Annotated in this window: 20 protein-coding genes and 1 pseudogene; 19 read left to right on the top strand and 2 right to left on the bottom strand. The window is 58.9% G+C overall.

Features of this window, described 5'->3' with window-relative positions; genetic code table 11:
• The first annotated feature begins 14 nt into the window (after positions 1-14).
• From fghA to rpoS, 7 genes are all read left to right on the top strand, one after another.
• Positions 15-860, top strand: coding sequence for an S-formylglutathione hydrolase (gene fghA / locus CGA22_RS08685; protein WP_041022904.1), 846 nt, complete (start codon positions 15-17; stop codon positions 858-860).
• A gap of 43 nt (positions 861-903) precedes the next feature.
• Positions 904-1377: a 2-C-methyl-D-erythritol 2,4-cyclodiphosphate synthase gene (gene ispF, locus CGA22_RS08680; RefSeq protein WP_024779036.1), complete on the top strand. Its 474-nt coding sequence runs from the start codon at positions 904-906 to the stop codon at positions 1375-1377.
• On the top strand, positions 1374-2432 hold the full coding sequence (gene truD / locus CGA22_RS08675) for a tRNA pseudouridine(13) synthase TruD (RefSeq protein ID WP_041022903.1): 1059 nt from the start codon (positions 1374-1376) through the stop codon (positions 2430-2432). The genes ispF and truD overlap by 4 nt, the downstream gene beginning before the upstream one ends.
• Positions 2420-3169, top strand: a complete 750-nt coding sequence (gene surE, locus CGA22_RS08670) for a 5'/3'-nucleotidase SurE (RefSeq protein ID WP_041022902.1) — start codon at positions 2420-2422, stop codon at positions 3167-3169. Before truD ends, surE begins: the two co-directional genes overlap by 13 nt.
• A 38-nt stretch (positions 3170-3207) precedes the next feature.
• Entirely contained in the window at positions 3208-3843 is a 636-nt protein-coding gene (locus CGA22_RS08665) for a protein-L-isoaspartate(D-aspartate) O-methyltransferase (protein ID WP_175361775.1), read from the top strand.
• Between the two features lie 211 nt (positions 3844-4054).
• Positions 4055-4900, top strand: coding sequence for a peptidoglycan DD-metalloendopeptidase family protein (locus CGA22_RS08660; protein ID WP_041022900.1), 846 nt, complete (start codon positions 4055-4057; stop codon positions 4898-4900).
• A gap of 106 nt (positions 4901-5006) precedes the next feature.
• Positions 5007-6014 carry an RNA polymerase sigma factor RpoS gene (rpoS, locus tag CGA22_RS08655; protein WP_041022899.1) on the top strand — a complete coding sequence of 336 codons (1008 nt, stop codon included), beginning with the start codon at positions 5007-5009 and terminating at the stop codon, positions 6012-6014.
• A 539-nt stretch (positions 6015-6553) separates the two neighbouring features.
• Here the strand turns inward: rpoS and fdxA are convergent.
• A complete protein-coding gene (fdxA, locus tag CGA22_RS08650) occupies positions 6554-6877 on the bottom strand; it encodes a ferredoxin FdxA (protein ID WP_024779043.1) in 324 nt (107 codons plus the stop codon).
• Positions 6878-7010: 133 nt separating this feature from the next.
• On the bottom strand, positions 7011-9551 hold the full coding sequence (gene mutS / locus CGA22_RS08645; RefSeq protein ID WP_052435143.1) for a DNA mismatch repair protein MutS: 2541 nt from the start codon (positions 9549-9551) through the stop codon (positions 7011-7013).
• A 649-nt stretch (positions 9552-10200) separates the two neighbouring features.
• Here mutS and CGA22_RS08640 point away from each other — a divergent pair.
• The 12 genes and pseudogenes from CGA22_RS08640 to CGA22_RS08585 all read left to right on the top strand — a co-directional run.
• Positions 10201-11529 carry an O-antigen ligase family protein gene (locus CGA22_RS08640; protein WP_041022896.1) on the top strand — a complete coding sequence of 443 codons (1329 nt, stop codon included), beginning with the start codon at positions 10201-10203 and terminating at the stop codon, positions 11527-11529.
• A gap of 284 nt (positions 11530-11813) precedes the next feature.
• Positions 11814-12548 (top strand): helix-turn-helix transcriptional regulator, encoded by a 735-nt coding sequence (locus CGA22_RS08635; protein WP_041022910.1) that lies wholly within the window; start codon positions 11814-11816, stop codon positions 12546-12548.
• Positions 12549-13016: 468 nt separating this feature from the next.
• Complete coding sequence (locus tag CGA22_RS27405; RefSeq protein WP_084213773.1) at positions 13017-13208, top strand: Com family DNA-binding transcriptional regulator; 192 nt, start codon at positions 13017-13019, stop codon at positions 13206-13208.
• 9 nt (positions 13209-13217) lie between these two features.
• Positions 13218-13859: a hypothetical protein gene (locus tag CGA22_RS08625; protein WP_084213772.1), complete on the top strand. Its 642-nt coding sequence runs from the start codon at positions 13218-13220 to the stop codon at positions 13857-13859.
• A gap of 148 nt (positions 13860-14007) precedes the next feature.
• A complete protein-coding gene (locus CGA22_RS08620; protein ID WP_041022895.1) occupies positions 14008-14436 on the top strand; it encodes a hypothetical protein in 429 nt (142 codons plus the stop codon).
• Between the two features lie 189 nt (positions 14437-14625).
• The gene (locus CGA22_RS08615; RefSeq protein WP_041022894.1) at positions 14626-14976 is read left to right on the top strand and encodes a phage holin family protein; all 351 of its coding nucleotides are present in this window, start codon (positions 14626-14628) and stop codon (positions 14974-14976) included.
• Positions 14977-15013: 37 nt separating this feature from the next.
• Positions 15014-15526, top strand: coding sequence for a hypothetical protein (locus CGA22_RS08610; RefSeq protein WP_188258545.1), 513 nt, complete (start codon positions 15014-15016; stop codon positions 15524-15526).
• A gap of 3 nt (positions 15527-15529) precedes the next feature.
• A complete protein-coding gene (locus tag CGA22_RS08605; RefSeq protein ID WP_041022893.1) occupies positions 15530-16141 on the top strand; it encodes a phage baseplate assembly protein V in 612 nt (203 codons plus the stop codon).
• Positions 16142-16151: 10 nt separating this feature from the next.
• Complete coding sequence (locus tag CGA22_RS08600; RefSeq protein ID WP_024779051.1) at positions 16152-16484, top strand: phage baseplate protein; 333 nt, start codon at positions 16152-16154, stop codon at positions 16482-16484.
• The gene (locus CGA22_RS08595) at positions 16481-17476 is read left to right on the top strand and encodes a baseplate J/gp47 family protein (RefSeq protein ID WP_041022892.1); all 996 of its coding nucleotides are present in this window, start codon (positions 16481-16483) and stop codon (positions 17474-17476) included. Before CGA22_RS08600 ends, CGA22_RS08595 begins: the two co-directional genes overlap by 4 nt.
• Entirely contained in the window at positions 17473-18108 is a 636-nt protein-coding gene (locus CGA22_RS08590; RefSeq protein WP_041022891.1) for a phage tail protein I, read from the top strand. Before CGA22_RS08595 ends, CGA22_RS08590 begins: the two co-directional genes overlap by 4 nt.
• Positions 18109-19566: pseudogene (locus CGA22_RS08585) on the top strand (phage tail protein); the annotation flags it as partial.
• Between the last annotated feature and the right edge of the window lie 7 nt (positions 19567-19573).

Here is a 19573-nt window from a genome sequence, read left to right as displayed (position 1 = left end):
GGGGCTGAAATGCGATGAGTCTTGAGAATATTTCCTGCCAGAAAAGCTTCGGCGGCTGGCACAAGCGTTACCGGCACCGTTCAGAAGTGCTCGGCTGTGACATGGTGTTTGCCGTGTACCTGCCACCGCAAGCCGAGCAGGGCGGCAAGCTGCCCGTGCTGTATTGGTTGTCCGGGCTGACCTGCACCGACGAGAACTTCATGCAGAAGGCCGGTGCCCAGCGCATGGCCGCCGAGTTGGGATTGATCATCGTCGCGCCGGACACCAGCCCGCGTGGCGCCGACGTGCCGGGCGATCCGGACAACGCCTGGGACTTCGGCCTGGGCGCCGGGTTCTACCTGAACGCCACCCAGGAGCCCTGGGCGCGGCACTATCGGATGTATGACTACGTGGTGCAGGAATTGCCGGCGTTGGTCGAAGCGCATTTTCCGGCGTCGGACAAGCGCAGCATCAGCGGTCACTCCATGGGCGGCCACGGCGCGCTGGTCTGCGCCTTGCGCAACCCGGGACGTTACCGTTCGGTGTCGGCTTTTTCGCCGATCAACAATCCGATGGATTGCCCATGGGGTCAGAAAGCCTTCTCCCGTTATCTGGGGGAAGACCGCTCGAAATGGCGTGAATGGGATGCCTGTGCGCTGATTGCCGAGGCTGACGAGAAGTTGCCGCTGCTGGTGGACCAAGGCGATCGCGATGATTTCCTGGCCAACCAGCTCAAACCCGAAGCCTTGCAACAGGCGGCGAAGGCGGCAGGTCATCCCCTGGAGTTGCGCCTGCAACCGGGCTACGACCATAGCTACTTCTTCATCGCCAGTTTCATTGATGATCATCTGCAACATCATGCACGCGCTCTAAACGCCTAATGCAGGTAGAATCACGCCCTGACAGAAATCAGGGCGTTTTTTTATGCGTATTGGCCACGGCTACGATGTTCACCGTTTCACTGAAGGCGATTTCATTACGCTGGGCGGCGTGCGTATCGCACACGGCTTCGGGTTGCTCGCGCATTCTGACGGTGATGTCCTGCTGCATGCCCTGAGCGATGCATTGCTCGGTGCGGCGGCCCTGGGCGATATCGGTAAACATTTTCCCGACACCGACCCTCGATTCAAAGGTGTCGACAGCCGCGTGCTGCTGCGCCATGTGGTCTCGCTGATCCACGCCAAGGGCTGGAAGGTCGGCAATGTCGATAACACCATTGTTGCCCAGGCGCCGAAAATGGCGCCGCACATCGAGGCCATGCGCCAGTTGATTGCCGAGGATCTTCAAGTTGAGCTGGACCAGGTGAACGTGAAAGCCACCACCACCGAGAAGCTGGGTTTCGTCGGTCGCGAAGAAGGCATTGCCGTCCATTCCGTTGCCTTGTTGCTGCGCCCATGACCGAACTGGAATTGTTGGGGCCGCGTGCCTATGGCGAATCGCTGGGCAGCGCGGTGCTCAAGGCCACCGCTGAAGATTTCCAGGTCGATGAAGTGCTCGACATCCCGTTGACCGGCGATGGCGAGCATTTGTGGATCTGGGTCGAAAAGCGCGGCTTGAACACCGAAGAAGCGGCCCGGCGAATTGCCAAGGCGGCTGGCGTGCCGCTGCGCACCGTCAGCTACGCCGGGCTCAAGGACCGTCAGGCCCTGACCCGGCAATGGTTCAGCATCCAATTGCCGGGCAAGGCCGATCCGGACCTGTCGGCGGCAGAGAACGACACGCTGAAAATCCTCAAGACCGGGCGCCATAGACGCAAGCTGCAACGCGGCGCCCACTCGGCCAATGGTTTCACCTTGCGCCTGACCCAGTTCAAGGGCGACCCGGCCGCCATCGATGCGCGCCTGCAACAGATCGTCCGCCAGGGCATCCCCAACTATTACGGTGCCCAGCGCTTTGGTCATGATGGCGGCAACGTCGTCGATGCTCGTGCCTGGGCGGCGCGCAAGGCCCTGCCGGAGCAACGCAACGTGCGTTCGCGGCTGTTGTCGGCAGCCCGTAGTTTCCTGTTCAACCGTGTATTGGCGGCCCGGGTGGCCGACGGTACCTGGCAACAAGCCCAAGTGGGCGACTTGCTGGCCTTCACCGACAGCCGCAGCTTTTTCCCGGCCGGTGAAGCCGAATGCAACGATCCGCGCCTGGCGATCCTCGATCTGCACCCAACCGGGCCACAGTGGGGTGAAGGTCCTTCACCGACCTCGGGTGTGATCCACGATCTGGAACAGGCCGTCGCCGAGCACGAAGCGGATTTGCGCGATTGGTTGGTAAACGCGGGAATGAGTCACGAACGTCGCATCCTGCGACTGCCCATTGGCGGGCTGTCGTGGCATTATCCCTCGCTAGACATTCTGCAACTGGAATTCGTCCTGCCGGCCGGATGTTTCGCCACTGTCTTGGTGCGCGAACTCGTCGATCTGGTGCCGGTGGGGCAGACGGACAGCCCATGCGTATTCTGATTTCTAACGATGACGGGGTGACAGCACCCGGTCTTGCCGCGCTTTATGCTGCGCTGGCGGATTTTGCCGAGTGCGTGGTGATCGCCCCGGACCAGGACAAAAGCGGCGCCAGCAGCTCGCTGACGCTCGACCGTCCGTTGCACCCCTGCTATCTGGATAACGGTTTCATCAGCCTCAACGGTACCCCAACCGATTGCGTGCACCTGGGCCTCAACGGCCTGCTGGAGCGCGAGCCGGACATGGTGGTCTCGGGCATCAACCTGGGTGCGAACCTGGGGGATGACGTGCTCTATTCCGGTACGGTCGCCGCCGCCCTGGAAGGTCGCTTCCTGGAGCAGCCGTCGTTTGCCTTTTCGTTTGTTTCCCGGCAGGTCGATAACTTGCCTACCGCCGCCTACTTTGCCCGCAAGCTGGTAGAAGCCCATGGCGAACTGGACTTGCCGCCGCGCACGGTGCTGAACGTGAACATCCCGAACCTGCCCCTCGATCATATCCGTGGCATCCAACTCACGCGCCTGGGCCATCGCGCCCGCGCTGCCAAGCCCATGCACGTGGTCGACCCGCGAGGCAAGGCCGGCTACTGGATCGCCGCCGCCGGTGATGCGGAGGATGGCGGGCCGGGCACCGATTTCCATGCGGTGATGCAAGGGTATGTCTCGATCACCCCGTTGCAGCTCGACCGGACCTTCAACGATGCTTTTCGAAGCCTCGATGGCTGGCTGGAGGGGCTGCGTTGATGCGTGAGCAAGACGATATGCTGCGCCGGGGGATCGGCATGACCTCCCAGCGCACCCGGGAGCGACTGATTCAGCGGCTCTACGAAGAAGGCCTGTCCAACGCCCAGGTGCTGGAAGTGATTCGTCGCACGCCTCGGCATTTGTTCGTCGATGAAGCACTGGCCCATCGCGCCTATGAAGACACGGCGTTGCCGATCGGCCACAACCAGACCATTTCCCAGCCTTATATGGTGGCTCGCATGAGCGAGTTGCTGCTGGAGGCGGGCCCGTTGGACAAGGTGTTGGAAATCGGCACCGGTTCGGGCTACCAGACGGCTGTGTTGTCGCAGCTGGTGGAGCGGGTGTTTTCCGTGGAACGGATCAAGGTGCTGCAGGATCGCGCCAAGGAGCGTCTGGTTGAACTGAACCTGCGCAACGTGGTGTTTCGCTGGGGCGATGGCTGGGAAGGCTGGCCAGCGCTGGCGCCTTATAACGGCATCATCGTCACCGCAGTGGCCACCGATGTGCCCCAGGCTCTGCTGGATCAACTAGCCCCCGGTGGGCGGTTGGTCATTCCGGTGGGCTCTGGTGAGGTTCAGCAGTTGATGTTGATCGTGCGTGAAGAACACGGTTTTTCACGACATGTCCTGGGAGCGGTGCGGTTCGTACCGCTGCTTAACGGGCCATTGGCCTGAGCATTTATAAACGCACGCTGAATTCCGAAGCGCGGGTTGTGTCTTACAGCGGCACCCCAGTGCCGAACAGGACTCAATGGCGTCGAGCAAACGTGTGCAACAGTGCTTGGCGCTTCATTAATAGAGGCGCGGTCGCGCGCCGTTATACTTGCATCGTGTCTGCCTGGGCAGGCAGTTTCCAATTTTTCAGCCACCACAAAGGGAGCGGCGGGTGAGTCTCACAGTCATTGCGCAGCGTATGGGTATCACGAGCTTTCAGCGCCTGGTGACTGGCCTTGTCTTGAGTACCTTGCTGGTCGGTTGTTCCAGTACGCCGTCGGGTAATGTCCGGGTTGTCGATCGCAACAATGCTGCGCCGCAACGTCCTACAGTAACGACCGGTCAGTATGTAGTCCGTCGTGGCGATACCTTGTTTTCCATCGCTTTTCGCTACGGCTGGGACTACAAGTCCCTCGCGGCGCGGAACAACATTCCTGCGCCTTATACGATCCACCCAGGTCAGACGATTCGCTTCGATGGTCGCAGCGGTTCAACGCCTACCGCGGTCGTCACGCAGTCGGATTCGACGCCTTCGTCGTCGAGCAAAACCACGGTCATTCGCCGGCCGATCGGGGCTGCGACGACGACAGTACCGTCCGTCGCGAGCAAACCGGTACCTGCTCCCCTGCCTCCGGCAGGCCCCGCCCCGACTGGCTGGGGATGGCCTTCTAATGGCGTTCTCATTGGAAAATTCTCTTCAAACGGTAGTTTGAATAAAGGAATTGATATCGCCGGGGATTTGGGACAGCCTGTTTTAGCCGCGTCTGATGGCACGGTTGTGTACGCCGGGAGTGGTTTGAGGGGCTACGGCGAACTCGTGATCATCAAACACAGCGATACCTACGTCAGTGCCTACGGTCACAACCGCAGGCTGTTGGTTCGGGAGGGGCAGCAGGTCAAGGTCGGACAGACAATTGCCGAAATGGGGTCAACGGGTACAGACCGGGTGAAACTGCACTTTGAGATTCGCCGACAAGGTAAACCGGTAGATCCACTGCAATTCCTGCCACGTCGTTGATTTGCTTGTCAGCCTGTTCCGTCACGTAGAGGGAACAGGCTCCAGCGTTGCCAAGGATAAAGGCGTCGCTTGAGCTTGAGGTCGAACTCACCAAAGGACTATAACAATGGCTCTCAGTAAAGAAGTGCCGGAGTTTGACATCGACGATGAGGTTCTCCTGATGGAGACCGGCATCGCTATGGATTCGATGTCGAATGATGAGGGAGCGTCTCCTCCTTCCGTTCGTGCCAAATCCAGACACTCCGCTTCACTTAAACAACATAAGTACATCGATTACACCCGGGCGCTGGACGCCACTCAGCTGTACCTCAACGAAATCGGTTTCTCACCACTGCTCTCCCCCGAGGAAGAAGTTCATTTTGCGCGCCTGTCGCAAAGCGGTGACCCGGCCGGTCGCAAACGAATGATTGAAAGCAACCTGCGCCTGGTGGTGAAAATCGCCCGACGCTATGTCAATCGTGGGCTATCGCTGCTGGACCTGATCGAAGAGGGCAACCTGGGTCTGATTCGCGCCGTCGAGAAATTCGACCCCGAGCGAGGCTTCCGCTTCTCGACCTACGCCACCTGGTGGATCCGCCAGACCATCGAACGGGCGATCATGAATCAGACGCGCACCATCCGGTTGCCGATTCATGTGGTCAAGGAGCTTAACGTCTACCTGCGGGCTGCCCGGGAGCTGACCCAGAAGCTCGATCATGAACCTTCACCCGAAGAGATCGCCAACCTGCTGGAAAAACCGGTAGGCGAGGTCAAGCGCATGCTTGGGCTCAATGAGCGGGTTTCCTCGGTGGACGTCTCGCTGGGGCCGGACTCGGACAAGACCCTGCTGGACACCCTGACTGACGAACGTCCCACGGACCCTTGTGAACTGCTTCAGGATGACGACTTGTCCCAGAGCATCGACCAATGGCTTTCGGAGCTGACGGACAAGCAGCGGGAAGTGGTGATCCGCCGCTTTGGCCTGCGCGGCCATGAAAGCAGCACCCTGGAAGACGTAGGCCTGGAAATTGGTTTGACCCGCGAACGGGTGAGGCAGATTCAGGTGGAGGGTCTCAAGCGTCTGCGCGAGATCCTGGAGAAGAATGGTTTGTCGAGCGAATCGCTGTTCCAATAGCAACCCGGCAAGTGCAGCAGGAAAAGCCCCGACTGGTTCGGGGCTTTGCCGTTTCTGGGAGGACTGTTTCCGCTCCTGCCGCGTTTCCGGCTCGGCTTGTAAGCTTTTGCCTAGTGTTGTGTAAGCGTTCGGTTTCTCGTGGCCGGGGACAGACGACAATCAAGGCCGTTTGTTTTTTGTATCTAATTGATTTTAAAGGGTATTTAGATAGATGAACGAAGCATGACAGGTGCTGTCGGCCGCTTCGGATGAATTGCACTCGCTGGGGAAAACACTAATATCAGTCCTGTGTCGACGGACAGACACACCCGTCACGGACGATGGGGAAGGAAGGACATCGCAGGATGCGATTCATCAGGATGATGAAAAGGATCAAAGGGATTAGGGAAAAAATGTGGGCGGGTCAAACCGCCCCTTTTTTTTGCCTGCGAATCGTGCCCACGCTCTGCGTGGGTATGCCTCTACGGACGCTCTGCGTTCGATTCGGCCACCGGAAAGCAAAAAGGCCCGCAAGGGGCCTTTTCGAAGAACGCGGATGATCAGCGTTCGAGGTCTGCGATCTTGCCTGGCTTGCCATCCCACTCTTCAGCGTCCGGCAGCGCATCTTTCTTCTCGGTGATGTTCGGCCAGATGTCCGCCAGCTCGGCGTTCAGCTCGATGAAGTTCTCCATGCCGGACGGCACTTCGTCTTCCGAGAAAATGGCGTTCGCCGGGCATTCCGGTTCACACAGGGCGCAGTCGATGCACTCATCCGGGTGAATGACCAGGAAATTCGGCCCTTCGTAGAAGCAGTCCACCGGACAGACTTCTACGCAGTCGGTGTACTTGCACTTGATGCAGTTGTCGGTGACGACGAAGGTCATTTCTAATTCTCTCCTCAGGCGGCGGCAGCGGATCCCTCTTCACGGTGGGGTCGCCAGGCTTGGGAGCGGACCAGGCTAATAGTCCGCAGCATCCCAAACCGCGCGCGATTCTAACAGCTTGAACGCCCTTGCGTTAGATCCGTGTCTTCAATGCATAGAGTAAATCCAATGCCCGGCGTGGTGTCAGGTCGTCCAGGTCGAGCTTGGCCAGTTCGTCGAGTACGGGGTGGGGCAGGCTGGCGAACAGGTCGCTTTGCTGCGGTATGGCCGGTTTGCCTTTGCTAGGACGCGGTGTTTCATGGGGCAGGCTGGAGGTTTCCAGGCGGCTCAAGTGCTCGCGGGCGCGGCTGATCACCTCGGCTGGCACACCCGCCAGTTGTGCCACTGCCAGGCCGTAGCTCTGGCTGGCCGGGCCGGGCAGTACATGGTGCAGGAACACGATGCGTTCGTTGTGCTCGGTGGCGTTGAGGTGAACGTTGGCCACCAGCGGCTGGCTTTCCGGCAGCACCGTCAGCTCGAAATAATGGGTGGCGAACAGCGTGTAGGCCCGCAGGTGCGCCAGGCGTTCGGCCGCCGCCCAGGCCAGCGACAGGCCGTCGAAGGTACTGGTGCCGCGCCCGACCTCGTCCATCAGCACCAGGCTGCGCTCGGTGGCGTTGTGCAGGATGTTGGCGGTTTCGCTCATTTCCACCATGAACGTGGAACGCCCGCCGGCCAGGTCATCGCTGGAGCCGATCCGGGTGAATATCCGGTCCACCAGGGACAATTCGCAGCTGGCCGCGGGTACGAAGCTGCCAATGTGGGCCAGCAGCACGATCAGTGCGGTCTGGCGCATGTAGGTGGATTTACCGCCCATGTTCGGACCGGTGATCACCAGCATGCGGGTGTTGTCGTCCAGGCTCAGGTCATTGGCCACGAACGGGGTGGTCAGTACCTGCTCGACCACCGGGTGTCGGCCCTGGCTGATGCGCATGCACGGCTCGCTGACGAAGCGCGGGCAGTTGAGGTCCAGGTTCAGCGCGCGCTCGGCCAGGTTGCTCAGCACGTCCAGCTCCGCCAGGGCGGCCGCGGTGTCCTGCAGGGGCGGCAGTTGGCTGATCAGGTCTTCGAGCAGCGCTTCGTAGAGCATCTTCTCCCGGGCCAGGGCACGGCTCTTGGCAGACAATGCCTTGTCTTCGAAGGCCTTGAGTTCCGGGGTGATGAAGCGTTCGGCGCCCTTGAGGGTCTGGCGACGAACGTAGTCGGCCGGTGCTTGCTCGGCCTGTTTGCTCGGCAATTCGATGAAGTAGCCGTGGATGCGGTTGTAGCCGACCTTGAGGTTGCTCAGGCCGGTACGGGCTTTTTCCCGGGCTTCGAGGTCGATCAGGAACTGACCGGCGTTTTCGCTCAGTGCTTGCAGCTCGTCGAGCTCGGCGTCATAGCCGGTTTTCAGTACGCCACCGTCACGGATCACGGCGGGCGGGTTATCGATGATGGCTTTTTCCAGCAACGCGGCCAGGTCCGGGTACGTGCTGGTGATACGCGCCAGTTGTTGCAGGTGCGGCGCTTCGAGGTCGGTCATCGCCACCTGAAGTTCCGGTAGCGCGCCGAGGGCATCGCGCAGGCGCGCCAGATCCCGTGGCCGGGCGTTACGCAGGCCGATACGCGCCAGGATCCGCTCGATGTCACCGATTTCCTTGAGCTGCGGTTGCAGTTGCTCGAAGCGATAACGATCCAGCAGGCAGGTAATGGAGGTCTGTCGCGCCAGCAACACCGTCAGATCCCGCAGGGGACGGTTCAGCCAACGTGTCAGCAGCCGGCTGCCCATGGCGGTCTGGCAACGATCGACCACCGACTGCAAGGTGTTGTCCCGTCCGCCGGCCAGGTTGGTGTCCAATTCCAGATTGCGCCGGCTCGCGCCGTCCAGCACTACCGTGTCGTCCAGGCGCTCGTGGCGCAGGCTGCGCAAATGGGGCAGGGCGGTGCGTTGGGTTTCCTTGGCGTAGGCCAAAAGGCAACCGGCGGCGCCGATGGCCAGGGTCAGGTTCTCGCAACCGAAACCTTTGAGGTCCTGGGTGGAAAATTGTTGGCAAAGACTTTTCAGCGCCGAGTCGCGCTCGAAATCCCACGGCGCCCGACGCCGAACGCCACGGCGTTTTTCTGCCGGCAGGTCCTTGGGCCAGTCGTCCGGAATCAACAGCTCCACCGGATTGACCCGCTCCAGCTCCGCCAGCAGGTTTTCCCAACCCTTGATCTCCAGCACCGAGAAATTGCCACTGGTGATGTCCAGCACCGCCAGGCCGAACAGACGCTCGTCCCCCAGCACGGCGGCAATCAGGTTGTCCCGGCGTTCATCCAGCAACGCCTCATCGCTGACCGTGCCCGGCGTGATGATCCGCACCACTTGCCGTTCCACCGGCCCCTTGCTGGTGGCCGGGTCACCGACCTGCTCGCAGATCACTACCGACTCACCGAGCTTGACCAGTTTCGCCAGGTACCCTTCCGCCGCATGGTAAGGAATCCCACACATCGGAATCGCCATGCCCGCCGATTGCCCACGCGCCGTCAGGGTGATGTCCAACAGCTTCGCGGCCTTCTTCGCGTCCTCGTAGAAGATCTCGTAGAAGTCGCCCATGCGATAGAACATCAACTGATCGGGGTGTTGATTCTTCAGGCGCCAGTACTGTTGCATCATTGGGGTGTGGCTGGAAACGTCGGTATTCAAAGGCTTTAGCTCTATCTGTCTATTTGACACGGGGCAATTATCTAATACTACAGGGATTTTTTCGGGACTGCCGGAGGCTTGGCTATGTCGCGTTTCGCGAAGGCGCAGGTAGCGCGCTGTCATCTTAGCTCCGGTGTGGTTGCCAAGTTGCTACGTATTTTATTGCCCTGTTTGTCGGTATTGGTGAGTGACTGCGCGGAGGTCTTGCAGCGCTACACCGACGACCCCAGCGGCAGTGCCGTTGCGCTTGAACGCACCGATGTTTGCACAACCTGCTCGCAACTCTCTGTGGGAGTATACGTTGCTGGCAATTTCACGGAAATTTCTCGTGGAAATCTCGCCGCCTTGCTGGCGCCCGGAGGAGGTTTTTTTGCAGCGCTTCCCCCGCAGTCAACCTACGGGAAGGTGACCAGATAACCGAGCGGAGGGCACTCCTGGGAACTGAAACCTAGTGAAACATTTTGGGCTGATGTATCCTCGGCGCACAGTCGTCAAGTGCTCAACCAAGGGTTTCATGCCTTGTGCAGTGCTCTGTCGGCGGAGTTTCGAGTTGATGCATGGGTGAGGGCCCACCTTGCGGCAGTGCTTCAACTCTTTCATCTATCCAGGAAGGGTGAGAATGTCTGTTTCCCAAAAGGTAAATTCTATAAATATGAAGTTCGATGGCAGTATGTTCGTGCCCGTCATTGGCGCTGCTATGTCTCTGCCAATAGTTATGTTTTCGCTGATGGGATACGACATTAATCCGGCCTTTCTGCTCGCGCCGCTCATCGGAATTGCATTTCTGATGAGCTTTGGTCGTACAAGCATCGCTTACCTGTCTGCAATGACGCTTGGGCTGGTTTCGATCTTTATCGCGAATAAATTTTCGCCTGACGGAGAAGTAGTTAAGCATATATTTTCATTAGTGCTGATTATGTTTGCGCCGTCGTTCCTGTTTCTTGGGAAGTATGTGTCGAAAAGTAATGACATTTCTAAGGTGTTCTTTTGGTTGTCGCTGTTCTCTGCCATTTTCCTCATCGTCGTTACTGTCCGAATACTCTACCTTGAACAGAACGTTCGGATATATATCGGTCCGAGTGGGTTTGCGGCGATGAATGTCGAGTTCCTCGGGCTTCCTGTATTCGCAACGTTTGGAGTCTTGAGCCTTGCGCACCTGTTGTGCTTGCAGGCGATGATCTTGTGCGGAACGATTATCGGTGGCAAATCCTCCAAGCCTGTTATGGCGCTGCTATGGGGCGCGCTGTTCTGTGCGTTTTTTCTGATCACTGGCAGCGATTCTCGAAGCGCCCAAATCCTGCAGGTGTGGATTCTTGGATCGGTTGTCATCTATGCAATCCGGCACTCGGCCGCCCGGCGTATTTGCGGCGCGGTCATCCTTGCCATGTTGCTGGCTTTGGTTATGACGTACGTGAGGGGAGCGAGTGAAAGCCGTCTGGTCACTTCTATCCAAGTGCTGTCCGAAGAAACTGGGGTTTCCGGTGGAACGAGTGAAAAAGCAGATTCCCAGAACCTGGTGAAACAGGCCGACCAATTCGCAACTGGTCGCGTTGAGCTCGCTATTGCTGGCGTTAAGGAAGTTTTGACAAGTCCGATCATCGGCAACGGTTTTGGGGGATATGGTCGGTACTCCTCCGAGGGGATGACACCTGGCTTAGAAGCAAACAGCTCGACCCACGTTTATTACCTGACTCTGTTATGGAAGGGGGGGCTGATCTTCTTCATTCCATTTGGAGCAATGATCTTTCTAAACCTGAAATCCGCCATAACGGGTAGCAAATCTGCCGAGCGCTCAACTGAACAATTCTTTGCATGGGCCGCCGTGTTGATGGCGTTCGGACCAATGGCCATGGCCTGGGATATCTTGATCGTGCCAAGTGCTGGCGCTCTGGCTTTCTTCCTGTTCGGCTTGCTCGGTGGTCTGAAGAATCGAGCGAAGGCAATTTAACCGGCTGTATTTTTTCGGCCCGGCATCGATTTTCGGTGTCGGGCTAGGCCCAGCATCTTGCCCACGAGGCTCTCCGCTTTGTGATGCCTGACCTTCCTTGGTTTTCTTCGCTCAGCACATTGCGAGGATTGAATTCAACCGGTCAATGGCTCAGATGTGTGAGTTTGGAGCCGTTATGCTGTCCCAAGCTCCCTCGCCACAATGGAGCTTGCAGAACGCGTTTTATGCATTTTTATGCAAATCAGCATTTGTGTTCCGCAAAAAGAACAAGCATCATGCGCGTTATGCAAAAACGCAACGTTTCTACCGTATTAAGAGCATTGCTCGATCAGCACGGGATCTCCCCCACGGAGCTTCACCGGCGTACCGGCGTGCCTCAATCCACCCTCTCGCGGATCCTCAGCGGCAAGATCGTCGATCCTTCGGATAAACACATCTCGAAGATTGCCGAATACTTTGCCGTGAGCACCGACCAGTTGCGTGGGCGCGCCGAGGTTGCGCTTGCCGGCAACAGCCGCCGCGACGAGCCGCATTCCGAACTCAAGGACATAAGCCTGTGGGACGACGATACCCCTGTCGAAGAAGACGAAGTGTCGGTTCCTTTTCTGCGTGAGGTTGAATTGGCTGCTGGATCAGGAAGATTCGTCATCGAGGAGAGCGAGCGCTCCAGCCTGCGCTTTGGCAAGCGCAGCCTGCGTCATAACGGCGTGCAGTTCGACCAGGCCAAATGCGTGACGGTGCGTGGCAACAGCATGTTGCCGGTGCTGCGCGACGGGGCCACGGTGGGGGTGAACGCGGGAAAATGCGGGATCGGCGACATCGTCGACGGTGACCTCTACGCCATCAATCACAACGGCCAGTTGCGGGTGAAACAGCTGTATCGTCTGCCTACCGGCATCCGCCTGCGCAGCTTCAATCGCGATGAGCATCCGGACGAAGACTACAGCTTCCAGGAAATGCAGGATGAGCAGATCGTCATCCTCGGTCATGTCTTCTGGTGGGGCATGTACGCCCGCTAACCCTTCCGCTGTCAGATAAAACCCGCCGATGTGCGGGTTTTTTTTCGCGCTCGAAAAGGGCGCCAACCCTCGTCCCTGCTGGGCGCTAATGCGTTGGTGCATTTTCTGCGCACAAATAAATGCATTAACGCATTGACTGTATATGCATACATGCATATTCTGTGTCCAAGCCGCTCGACAAAGCCGGCTGGCAACACAGCTCTTTAGTTCCATCAACAGGCAGCGATGAACCGGCCTCAACGGTTCAGAGGGTTGGCAACTGGCCCGGGTGTGCAGCGTAAAGCACCAGAAGCAGTTATCCGGCGGGCAGGGACCGCGGCCGGAGGAACAATTTGAATGGATCCGTACCGCGCCAGTCGCGCCGAAAGATCAAGCGCATTACTGAAAAGCCTGGGCGACCGGGCTTTTTGGAATGCCTGTGCCGTGAGGCGCTTCAAATCATCACCGCCGCCAATGGAGGGCTTTCAAATGCTGAAGGATTTCAGATGCGGTCGCTGCAAACGACTTCTGGCCCGTATGGGCGAGAACACCGAACTCCAGATCAAGTGTTCCCGATGCGGGACGTTGAATCATGTGAAGGCCGTTGAGCCTCGAGTAAGTCGCCATGGAGCGACAACGTCTGCGACTAACGCAGTGCCATCCAAGCTCTCGACTCAATAGGTCATTACCATGAAAAAATTCACTATCGCTTCAGTATTGGGGTTGTTGCTGTTCTCCGGTGTGTCCATTAACGCCTGGGCAGAAACTGCCATGTCCTGGAACTTGGCAAAAGATGTGATTTTTACAAAAGAGCGTGTCTCGTCTAGCTCACCCTGGGCATTTATGGAAAATACCTCAGGAGTGAATAACCCGGAGAACTATATTCTCCTGCCTTCGTTTACGGCCGATGTCTGCGGTGGAAAGCCAGCGACCTGTTGGCAAGATGTACCGTCTGGCGCACATGTGACCGTGCATAAAGAAACGTATAACTACAGTGGGAACGGCAGTTTCACTGTTCCTGCGGGTAACGTGATTTTCCATCCGGGCATGAACAGCCAAACTATCATCCGCTGGACCAGCCCTATCGCCGGAACGGTCAATATTCTGGGGCGTATCAATAGTATCCATGCTGCTTGTGGTGATGGTATCGCGTGGTCCCTAAATCAAGGCGGCACGGTTCTACAGTCCGGTAGTCTGGCCAAAGGTACGGGGGCTGTCTTTTCCTTGAGTAATGTACCTGTCAGCGTGGCCTCGACCCTTTATTTTGTTCTGGATAAGAAAACTAATTATTCGTGCGACTCGAGCACGATCGACATGCTGATCACGAATTAAACGGCGGTAATGCTCAGGCCAACTATATGTTTTTTCCGCCTGTGACTCTGCTTGAACGAGATTGATGCGTATCACCCCGCTGAAGTTATTCAATGCATAGAAAGACTATATCAACCTCTCCCAAGGCTTCTTTATAAAGGAAATCATAATGAAAAAAATCTTCAGTGTTCTGGTCGCAGCACTTCTGGCGACCCAGACTCTTCATGCATTTGCCGAAACCTCCCCTGTCGGTTCCTGGAAGTTCGCTTCCTACCACGTTCCGGGCGGTGGCTTTTACGCAAACCAAACGATCTGCTTCAAAGCTGACAATACCTGGTACTCAAGTTCCCAGGCAGGCTGGAAGGGCGCATGGTTTCAGAATGGGGACGACCTCCAATGGAATGGAAGCGTGCCGATGAGTGGAGCAGGAAGCGCCAACAACCTCGCCACCATTGCCATGGGTAAAGTCGTCGCTACTGGCTCGATGGCGGGTAACTACGCGGAGTGGGCAGCACCCAGTACGCTACCGCTGTCCTGGGACCGGCACTACACCTACACCATGGCTTACCAGGGCGCGACTTGCGCGCCTCCCAAGTGATGCCAGCCCTGTTCAAACTTTAAATCCTTCAAGCCCCTTCGAGTGTCTGCGCCCTTGTTCAGACCTATGCGTTCGTTGGGGCTTGTTGTTCCAGGCTGTCGGTAGCGACTTGATGGGTTGCACTGACCAGGCCTCGTTCAGTTTCAGTAAAAACTCCCTGCCCAATCTCAATCACCCCAGGAGGCGTGAATGACAAACGAGCAACAAGCGTTGCTGGACATGCCGATCTGGCTGGTCATCCTGCTCGCCCTGGTGGGCGGGGTGTCCGGCGAGATGTGGCGTGCCGACAAGGAAGGTGCCCGAGGCTGGTCGCTGTTGCGGCGTCTGGCCTTGCGCTCCGGCGCCTGCGTGATCTGCGGTGTCTCGGCAATCATGCTGCTGTATGCCTTCGGCATGTCGATCTGGAGTGCCTGCGCCTTGGGTTGCCTGACCGCCATGGCCGGTGCCGATGTGGCCATCGGTCTTTACGAACGCTGGGTCGCCAAGCGGATTGGCGTTGGCGAAGTGCCACCGCCGGATTCCCGTCCCGACCAACCGTGAGCCCGATGCTGCCGACCCACAGGAAAGAGGCCATCCAATGCCCACTCTCATCGAAAAACCCTCGCAGCTGTTTACCGCCATTGTCGAGACGCTGCGTACCACCTTTCCCGGCTTGAAGGTCGGGAGTCTCCAGGACTTTGACGACACCGGCGATCAGCCTTGGGTATTGATCGCCATCGAACGCGATACGTCAGGCAACCGTGCCAACGACGGGCGTATCGCCCATGTCCTCACGCTTTCCATGCAAGTCGTTTCCCCTGGCACGGGGTTGATGGCCTGCGATCTGGCCTGTGAGTTGAAACGCGTGATCGTCGACAACCGCTGGTATCTGTCGGCTGAGCAATGCAGCCGACCCACGGATGTCGAGGGCGTTGCATCGGTATTCAACGGCGGGACCCGGCCGTACAGCGCCTGGACCGTTTCATTCACCCAAACCCTGTACCTCGGTCCGACGCTGCTGGAGGACCCATTGGGCATTCCGAAATTCGCCCGGACCTGGGAAGTGTCGAACATCGACGACCCGGACCAATACACCGCACTGGAGGGCTGAACCATGTTCGATGCGCTTCTACGCCTGTACCTGGGGCCGATCATCGAGCGCCTGGCCGGGATGGAAACCGAGCTCGAAGACTTGTACCGGCGCGCAGACAATCTCTGTCGCATCGGCATCTGCCAGGAAGTCGATGCAGCCACCAATACCTGCAAGGTCGCCCATGGAGAGCTGTTGACCCCGGCGATCCGCTTTTTCAACCCGAGTGCCGGCGCCCAGAGCGAGTCGCGGATTCCCTCCGTGGGAGAGCAATGCCTGCTGCTGAACCATGGCGGCGGTGACGGCGGCGGGCAGTCGGTGGCGTTGTTCGGCCTCAACGGCGGTCAGTTTCCCCCCGTCTCGACACAGGCAACGCTGACCCGTCGCCTTTACCCGGACGGTTCGGAAAACGGCTACGACCATGCCAGTCATGTCCTGCACTGGGAAAACGGCCCGGCGGCATTCACCGGTTCCCGTGAATCCCTCGAATTGACCATCGGCCCGTCGCGGCTGGCGATGACACCTGAGGCCATCGACTTGCAACTGGGTGCCGTCGGTATCCGGCTCGACGCTTCCGGTGTGCACCTGAGCGGCCCGTTGGTGGATCACCAGGGGCGTGTCATCAGTACCGCATAAAGAGCTTCCCATGATCGGAATCGATAGAAACACCGGCGCCACGGTGGATGACTGGCCGCAGTTCGTCCAGCGCGCCACCCGGGCGCTGACCACCCCCTTGGGCACCCGCCAGAAACGCCCTTTGTATGGCTGCGCGCTCACGCAATTGCTGGGGCAGAACCTCGGCGATGACCTGCTGATTCTTGCCCAGAGTCACGCAGCCCAAGCCTTCTACAACCCACACAACGGCATCGGCGATTTCGAGCCGCAGGTCATCGTCGCCAGCCGCCAGGGCGCCGGATTACTGCTGCGCTTCGCCGGCACCTGGAAAAACCGCAAACAGACTTTTGAGGTGGTGACATGAGCATGTTGATACCCGGCCAGAACCAACTGGCCGAACCGGCCATCGTCACCGTTGACGCGTTCGAGGATCTGCTCGCCGAGTTCAAGACCTTCGTGGTCGAGTACGTCGGTGCACGCTCGCCCGACAGCGCGGCCAGGCTTGCGATCAGCCTGGAAAACGAAAGCGAGTTGCTGACCCTGGCCCTCGAGGCCTTCTGCGTGCGGCTGCAAACCCACGAACGTAAATACAACGCGCGGATCAAGCAGATGCTGGCGTGGTGGGCCACCGGCAGCAACCTCGATGCCCGTCTTGCGGACATGGGGCTTGTACGCCAATTGCTCGATCCGGGTGATCCGGCAGCGTTCCCGCCCATCGTCCCGGTCTACGAGAGCGACGATGACGCCAGGTTGCGTTACTACCTGGCGCCCCATGCCCCGGCGGCCGGTTCGCGCATGCAGTATCGACGGGAAATTTTCACCCTCGGCGAACGCCCCGCAGTAAAGGTGGACAGCAGTGCGGCGGGGGTCGTGACGGTGACATACACCTTCGACCCGGACGGGCTTGCCGCCCAGGTCAAGGACGGCAACGGACGCCGAACGGCGCCGGGCGAAGTCACGGTGACGGTGCTGTCCCGTGAAGGCGACGGCACGCCCTCCCAGGCAGTGCTCGATGGGGTCCGCCAGCATTTCGCACGGCCGGATGTACGACCGGAAACGGATCTGGTCATTGTCCAGGGCGCGCAAGTCAAACCCTACAAGATTCGCGTCGTGGCGAAGATCAATCCAGGCCCTGACTCGGGCCTGACCCAGGCGGCTGCGCAACGGCAATTGCAGGAATACGCCGAGGCGTGCCATCGCCTGGAGGGCCGGGTGGACCCAAGCTGGATCGACTACACATTGCACAGCGCCGGTGCGGTTCGGCTCGAGATTCTCGAACCGTTGGCGCCTATCGTGACAACGGCGTTCCAGGCGCCGTATTGCACGGGTGTCGAGGTCGAGGTGGACACGTTATGAGTGACGACGCCCCGACCCCAAGCCTGCTGCCGGTCAACAGTTCGGCGCTGGAAAGGGCCCTGGATATCGGTTTTGCCCGGCTGCTTGAACGTATCGATCCGCCGTTTCCCGAGTTGATGAACCCGACTGCCACGCCTGTGGCGTTCCTGCCGTATCTCGCGGCGGATCGCGGGGTCAACGAGTGGAGCACCGCAGCGCCCGAGGCTGAAAAACGCCTGACGGTTGAACTCGCCTGGCCCACCGCACGACAGGCCGGGACGCGTAAGGCATTGGAAAACGCGGCCAAGGGGTTGCAACTGACGCCCGAGGTGCGCGCCTGGTATGAGCAAATGCCCATTGGTTCGCCCTACAGCTTTTCCGTCAGGGCTTTTACCGAACAGCCTTACAGCGAAGAAATCGACGCCCGTCTCGACCGGCGTCTGGCCGATGCCAAAAGCGAACGTGACACCTTGACGGTTTCAGTCGGCTTGAGCGCATTCGGCAAGCACGTCATCGGCGCCGCCACATTGTGCGGCGAGCTGACCACGGTTTACCCGATCGTCATCGAAGGTCTCGAAGCCTCGGGCCAGGCCTTCATGGCCGCCGGGATCTACACCGTCGAAACCTCCACTATCTATCCTCAGGGGGCCTGAATGGCTGACTACTACACCCTGCTCACCGATGCAGGGATCGCCTACGAAACCGCCTGCAAGGCAGCGGGCACACCGATCAAGTTGTCGCAGATTTCCGTCGGCGATGGCGGCGGCGAGGTCTACAACCCGGCCGCGACTGCCACGGCGCTCAAGCGCGAAGTCTGGCGCGGGCCACTCAACGCGCTGTTCCAGGATGAGAAAAATCCGAGCTGGTTGCTGGCTGAAGTGACCATTCCGCCTGAAGTGGGCGGCTGGTATGTGCGTGAGGCTGGGATCTGGACCGATACCGGGGTTCTGTATGCGATTGTCAAATATCCGGAGTCGTTCAAGCCGGTATTGGCAACATCGGGTTCGGGGAAGGAGTTTTACATCCGCTCGATTTTCGAGACCAGTAATGCCGAGCTGGTAACGTTGTTGATTGACGATACGGTGGTCAAGGCGACGCGGGCTTGGGTGATGAGTTATCTGGCTGATGAGTTAGCCAAGCTCGATGGCAAGCAATCGGTACGCGTGGCGGCTACGGCGAACGTTGTGTTGAGTGGGGCTCAGCAAATTGACGGCGTCGCAGTGGTTGCTGGCGATCGCGTGTTGTTGCCTTATCAGACGCTCGCCAAGGACAACGGTATTTGGGTTGTGTCCAACAGCAGTTGGTCGCGGGCGCTCGATGCCAATAGCAGTGTCAAAGTAACCCCGAGCCTGGCAGTGATGGTTGAAGAAGGGGCGGCGAACGGTGACTCACTGTGGCATCTCACAACCAACGGATCGATCATACTGGGTTCTACCGCGCTGACCTTTGAAATGCTCGCGGGCAGGACGGGTATTCAACCAGGCAGTTATCGTGGATTGACCGTCGATAAGTATGGCCGAGCTGTAGCGGGTAGCAATCCGACCACGGTGGCAGGATACGGGCTAACCGATGTCTATACCAAAGCACAGGTCGAAGCATATGCATTGGGTGTTTCGGGTGATCGCGTAGGGGAAGTCACGCACTTCGCCATGGCAACACCTCCTCCAGGATTCTTGAAACGAAACGGCGCCGCAATATCGCGCACGACCTATGCTGCGCTATTCGCCAGGATAGGCACACTCTACGGAGCAGGGGACGGCACGACGACGTTCAATTTGCCTGACTCTCGTGCTCATTTTGATCGCGCATTCGATGACGGGCGCAATCTTGATCCGGGTCGTGCGTTCGGCAGCGGCCAGGCGAGTCAGAACGCCGCTCACGTCCATGCTGGCAGCGCGGCGGTAGCAGGCAGTCATACTCACTCGATCTGGATAAACCTGGACCGCGGGCCGGGAACAGATGGCAATGCGATTTGGGGCGACGAGCCCTACTACGGATCTGCGGGAGCACCAACCAGTGCCGCCGGCGATCACACCCATGCAATCACTATCGCCAGCTCCGGCGGTTCCGAGGCCAGGCCTCTCAACACGGCTTTCCTCGCCTGTATCAAATATTGAT

Source organism: Pseudomonas sp. PSB18, from assembly GCF_014596565.1.
In the GTDB taxonomy this organism is placed as follows: domain Bacteria; phylum Pseudomonadota; class Gammaproteobacteria; order Pseudomonadales; family Pseudomonadaceae; genus Aquipseudomonas.
This window is presented reverse-complemented; position numbering and strand designations above follow the sequence as displayed.

What these genes read in the sequence shown, in the direction of transcription:
- CGA22_RS08665 (WP_175361775.1), top strand. Translation starts at nt 3,208, where the DNA reads ATGACCTCCCAGCGCACCCGGGAGCGACTGATTCAGCGGCTCTACGAA.
- truD (WP_041022903.1), top strand. Translation starts at nt 1,374, where the DNA reads ATGACCGAACTGGAATTGTTGGGGCCGCGTGCCTATGGCGAATCGCTG.
- ispF (WP_024779036.1), top strand. Translation starts at nt 904, where the DNA reads ATGCGTATTGGCCACGGCTACGATGTTCACCGTTTCACTGAAGGCGAT.
- CGA22_RS08620 (WP_041022895.1), top strand. Translation starts at nt 14,008, where the DNA reads ATGAAAAAAATCTTCAGTGTTCTGGTCGCAGCACTTCTGGCGACCCAG.
- CGA22_RS08590 (WP_041022891.1), top strand. Translation starts at nt 17,473, where the DNA reads ATGAGTGACGACGCCCCGACCCCAAGCCTGCTGCCGGTCAACAGTTCG.
- CGA22_RS08615 (WP_041022894.1), top strand. Translation starts at nt 14,626, where the DNA reads ATGACAAACGAGCAACAAGCGTTGCTGGACATGCCGATCTGGCTGGTC.
- CGA22_RS27405 (WP_084213773.1), top strand. Translation starts at nt 13,017, where the DNA reads ATGCTGAAGGATTTCAGATGCGGTCGCTGCAAACGACTTCTGGCCCGT.
- CGA22_RS08625 (WP_084213772.1), top strand. Translation starts at nt 13,218, where the DNA reads ATGAAAAAATTCACTATCGCTTCAGTATTGGGGTTGTTGCTGTTCTCC.
- CGA22_RS08605 (WP_041022893.1), top strand. Translation starts at nt 15,530, where the DNA reads ATGTTCGATGCGCTTCTACGCCTGTACCTGGGGCCGATCATCGAGCGC.
- CGA22_RS08635 (WP_041022910.1), top strand. Translation starts at nt 11,814, where the DNA reads ATGCAAAAACGCAACGTTTCTACCGTATTAAGAGCATTGCTCGATCAG.
- fdxA (WP_024779043.1), bottom strand. Translation starts at nt 6,877, where the DNA reads ATGACCTTCGTCGTCACCGACAACTGCATCAAGTGCAAGTACACCGAC.
- mutS (WP_052435143.1), bottom strand. Translation starts at nt 9,551, where the DNA reads ATGATGCAACAGTACTGGCGCCTGAAGAATCAACACCCCGATCAGTTG.
- CGA22_RS08610 (WP_188258545.1), top strand. Translation starts at nt 15,014, where the DNA reads ATGCCCACTCTCATCGAAAAACCCTCGCAGCTGTTTACCGCCATTGTC.
- surE (WP_041022902.1), top strand. Translation starts at nt 2,420, where the DNA reads ATGCGTATTCTGATTTCTAACGATGACGGGGTGACAGCACCCGGTCTT.
- fghA (WP_041022904.1), top strand. Translation starts at nt 15, where the DNA reads ATGAGTCTTGAGAATATTTCCTGCCAGAAAAGCTTCGGCGGCTGGCAC.
- CGA22_RS08600 (WP_024779051.1), top strand. Translation starts at nt 16,152, where the DNA reads ATGATCGGAATCGATAGAAACACCGGCGCCACGGTGGATGACTGGCCG.
- CGA22_RS08640 (WP_041022896.1), top strand. Translation starts at nt 10,201, where the DNA reads ATGTCTGTTTCCCAAAAGGTAAATTCTATAAATATGAAGTTCGATGGC.
- rpoS (WP_041022899.1), top strand. Translation starts at nt 5,007, where the DNA reads ATGGCTCTCAGTAAAGAAGTGCCGGAGTTTGACATCGACGATGAGGTT.
- CGA22_RS08595 (WP_041022892.1), top strand. Translation starts at nt 16,481, where the DNA reads ATGAGCATGTTGATACCCGGCCAGAACCAACTGGCCGAACCGGCCATC.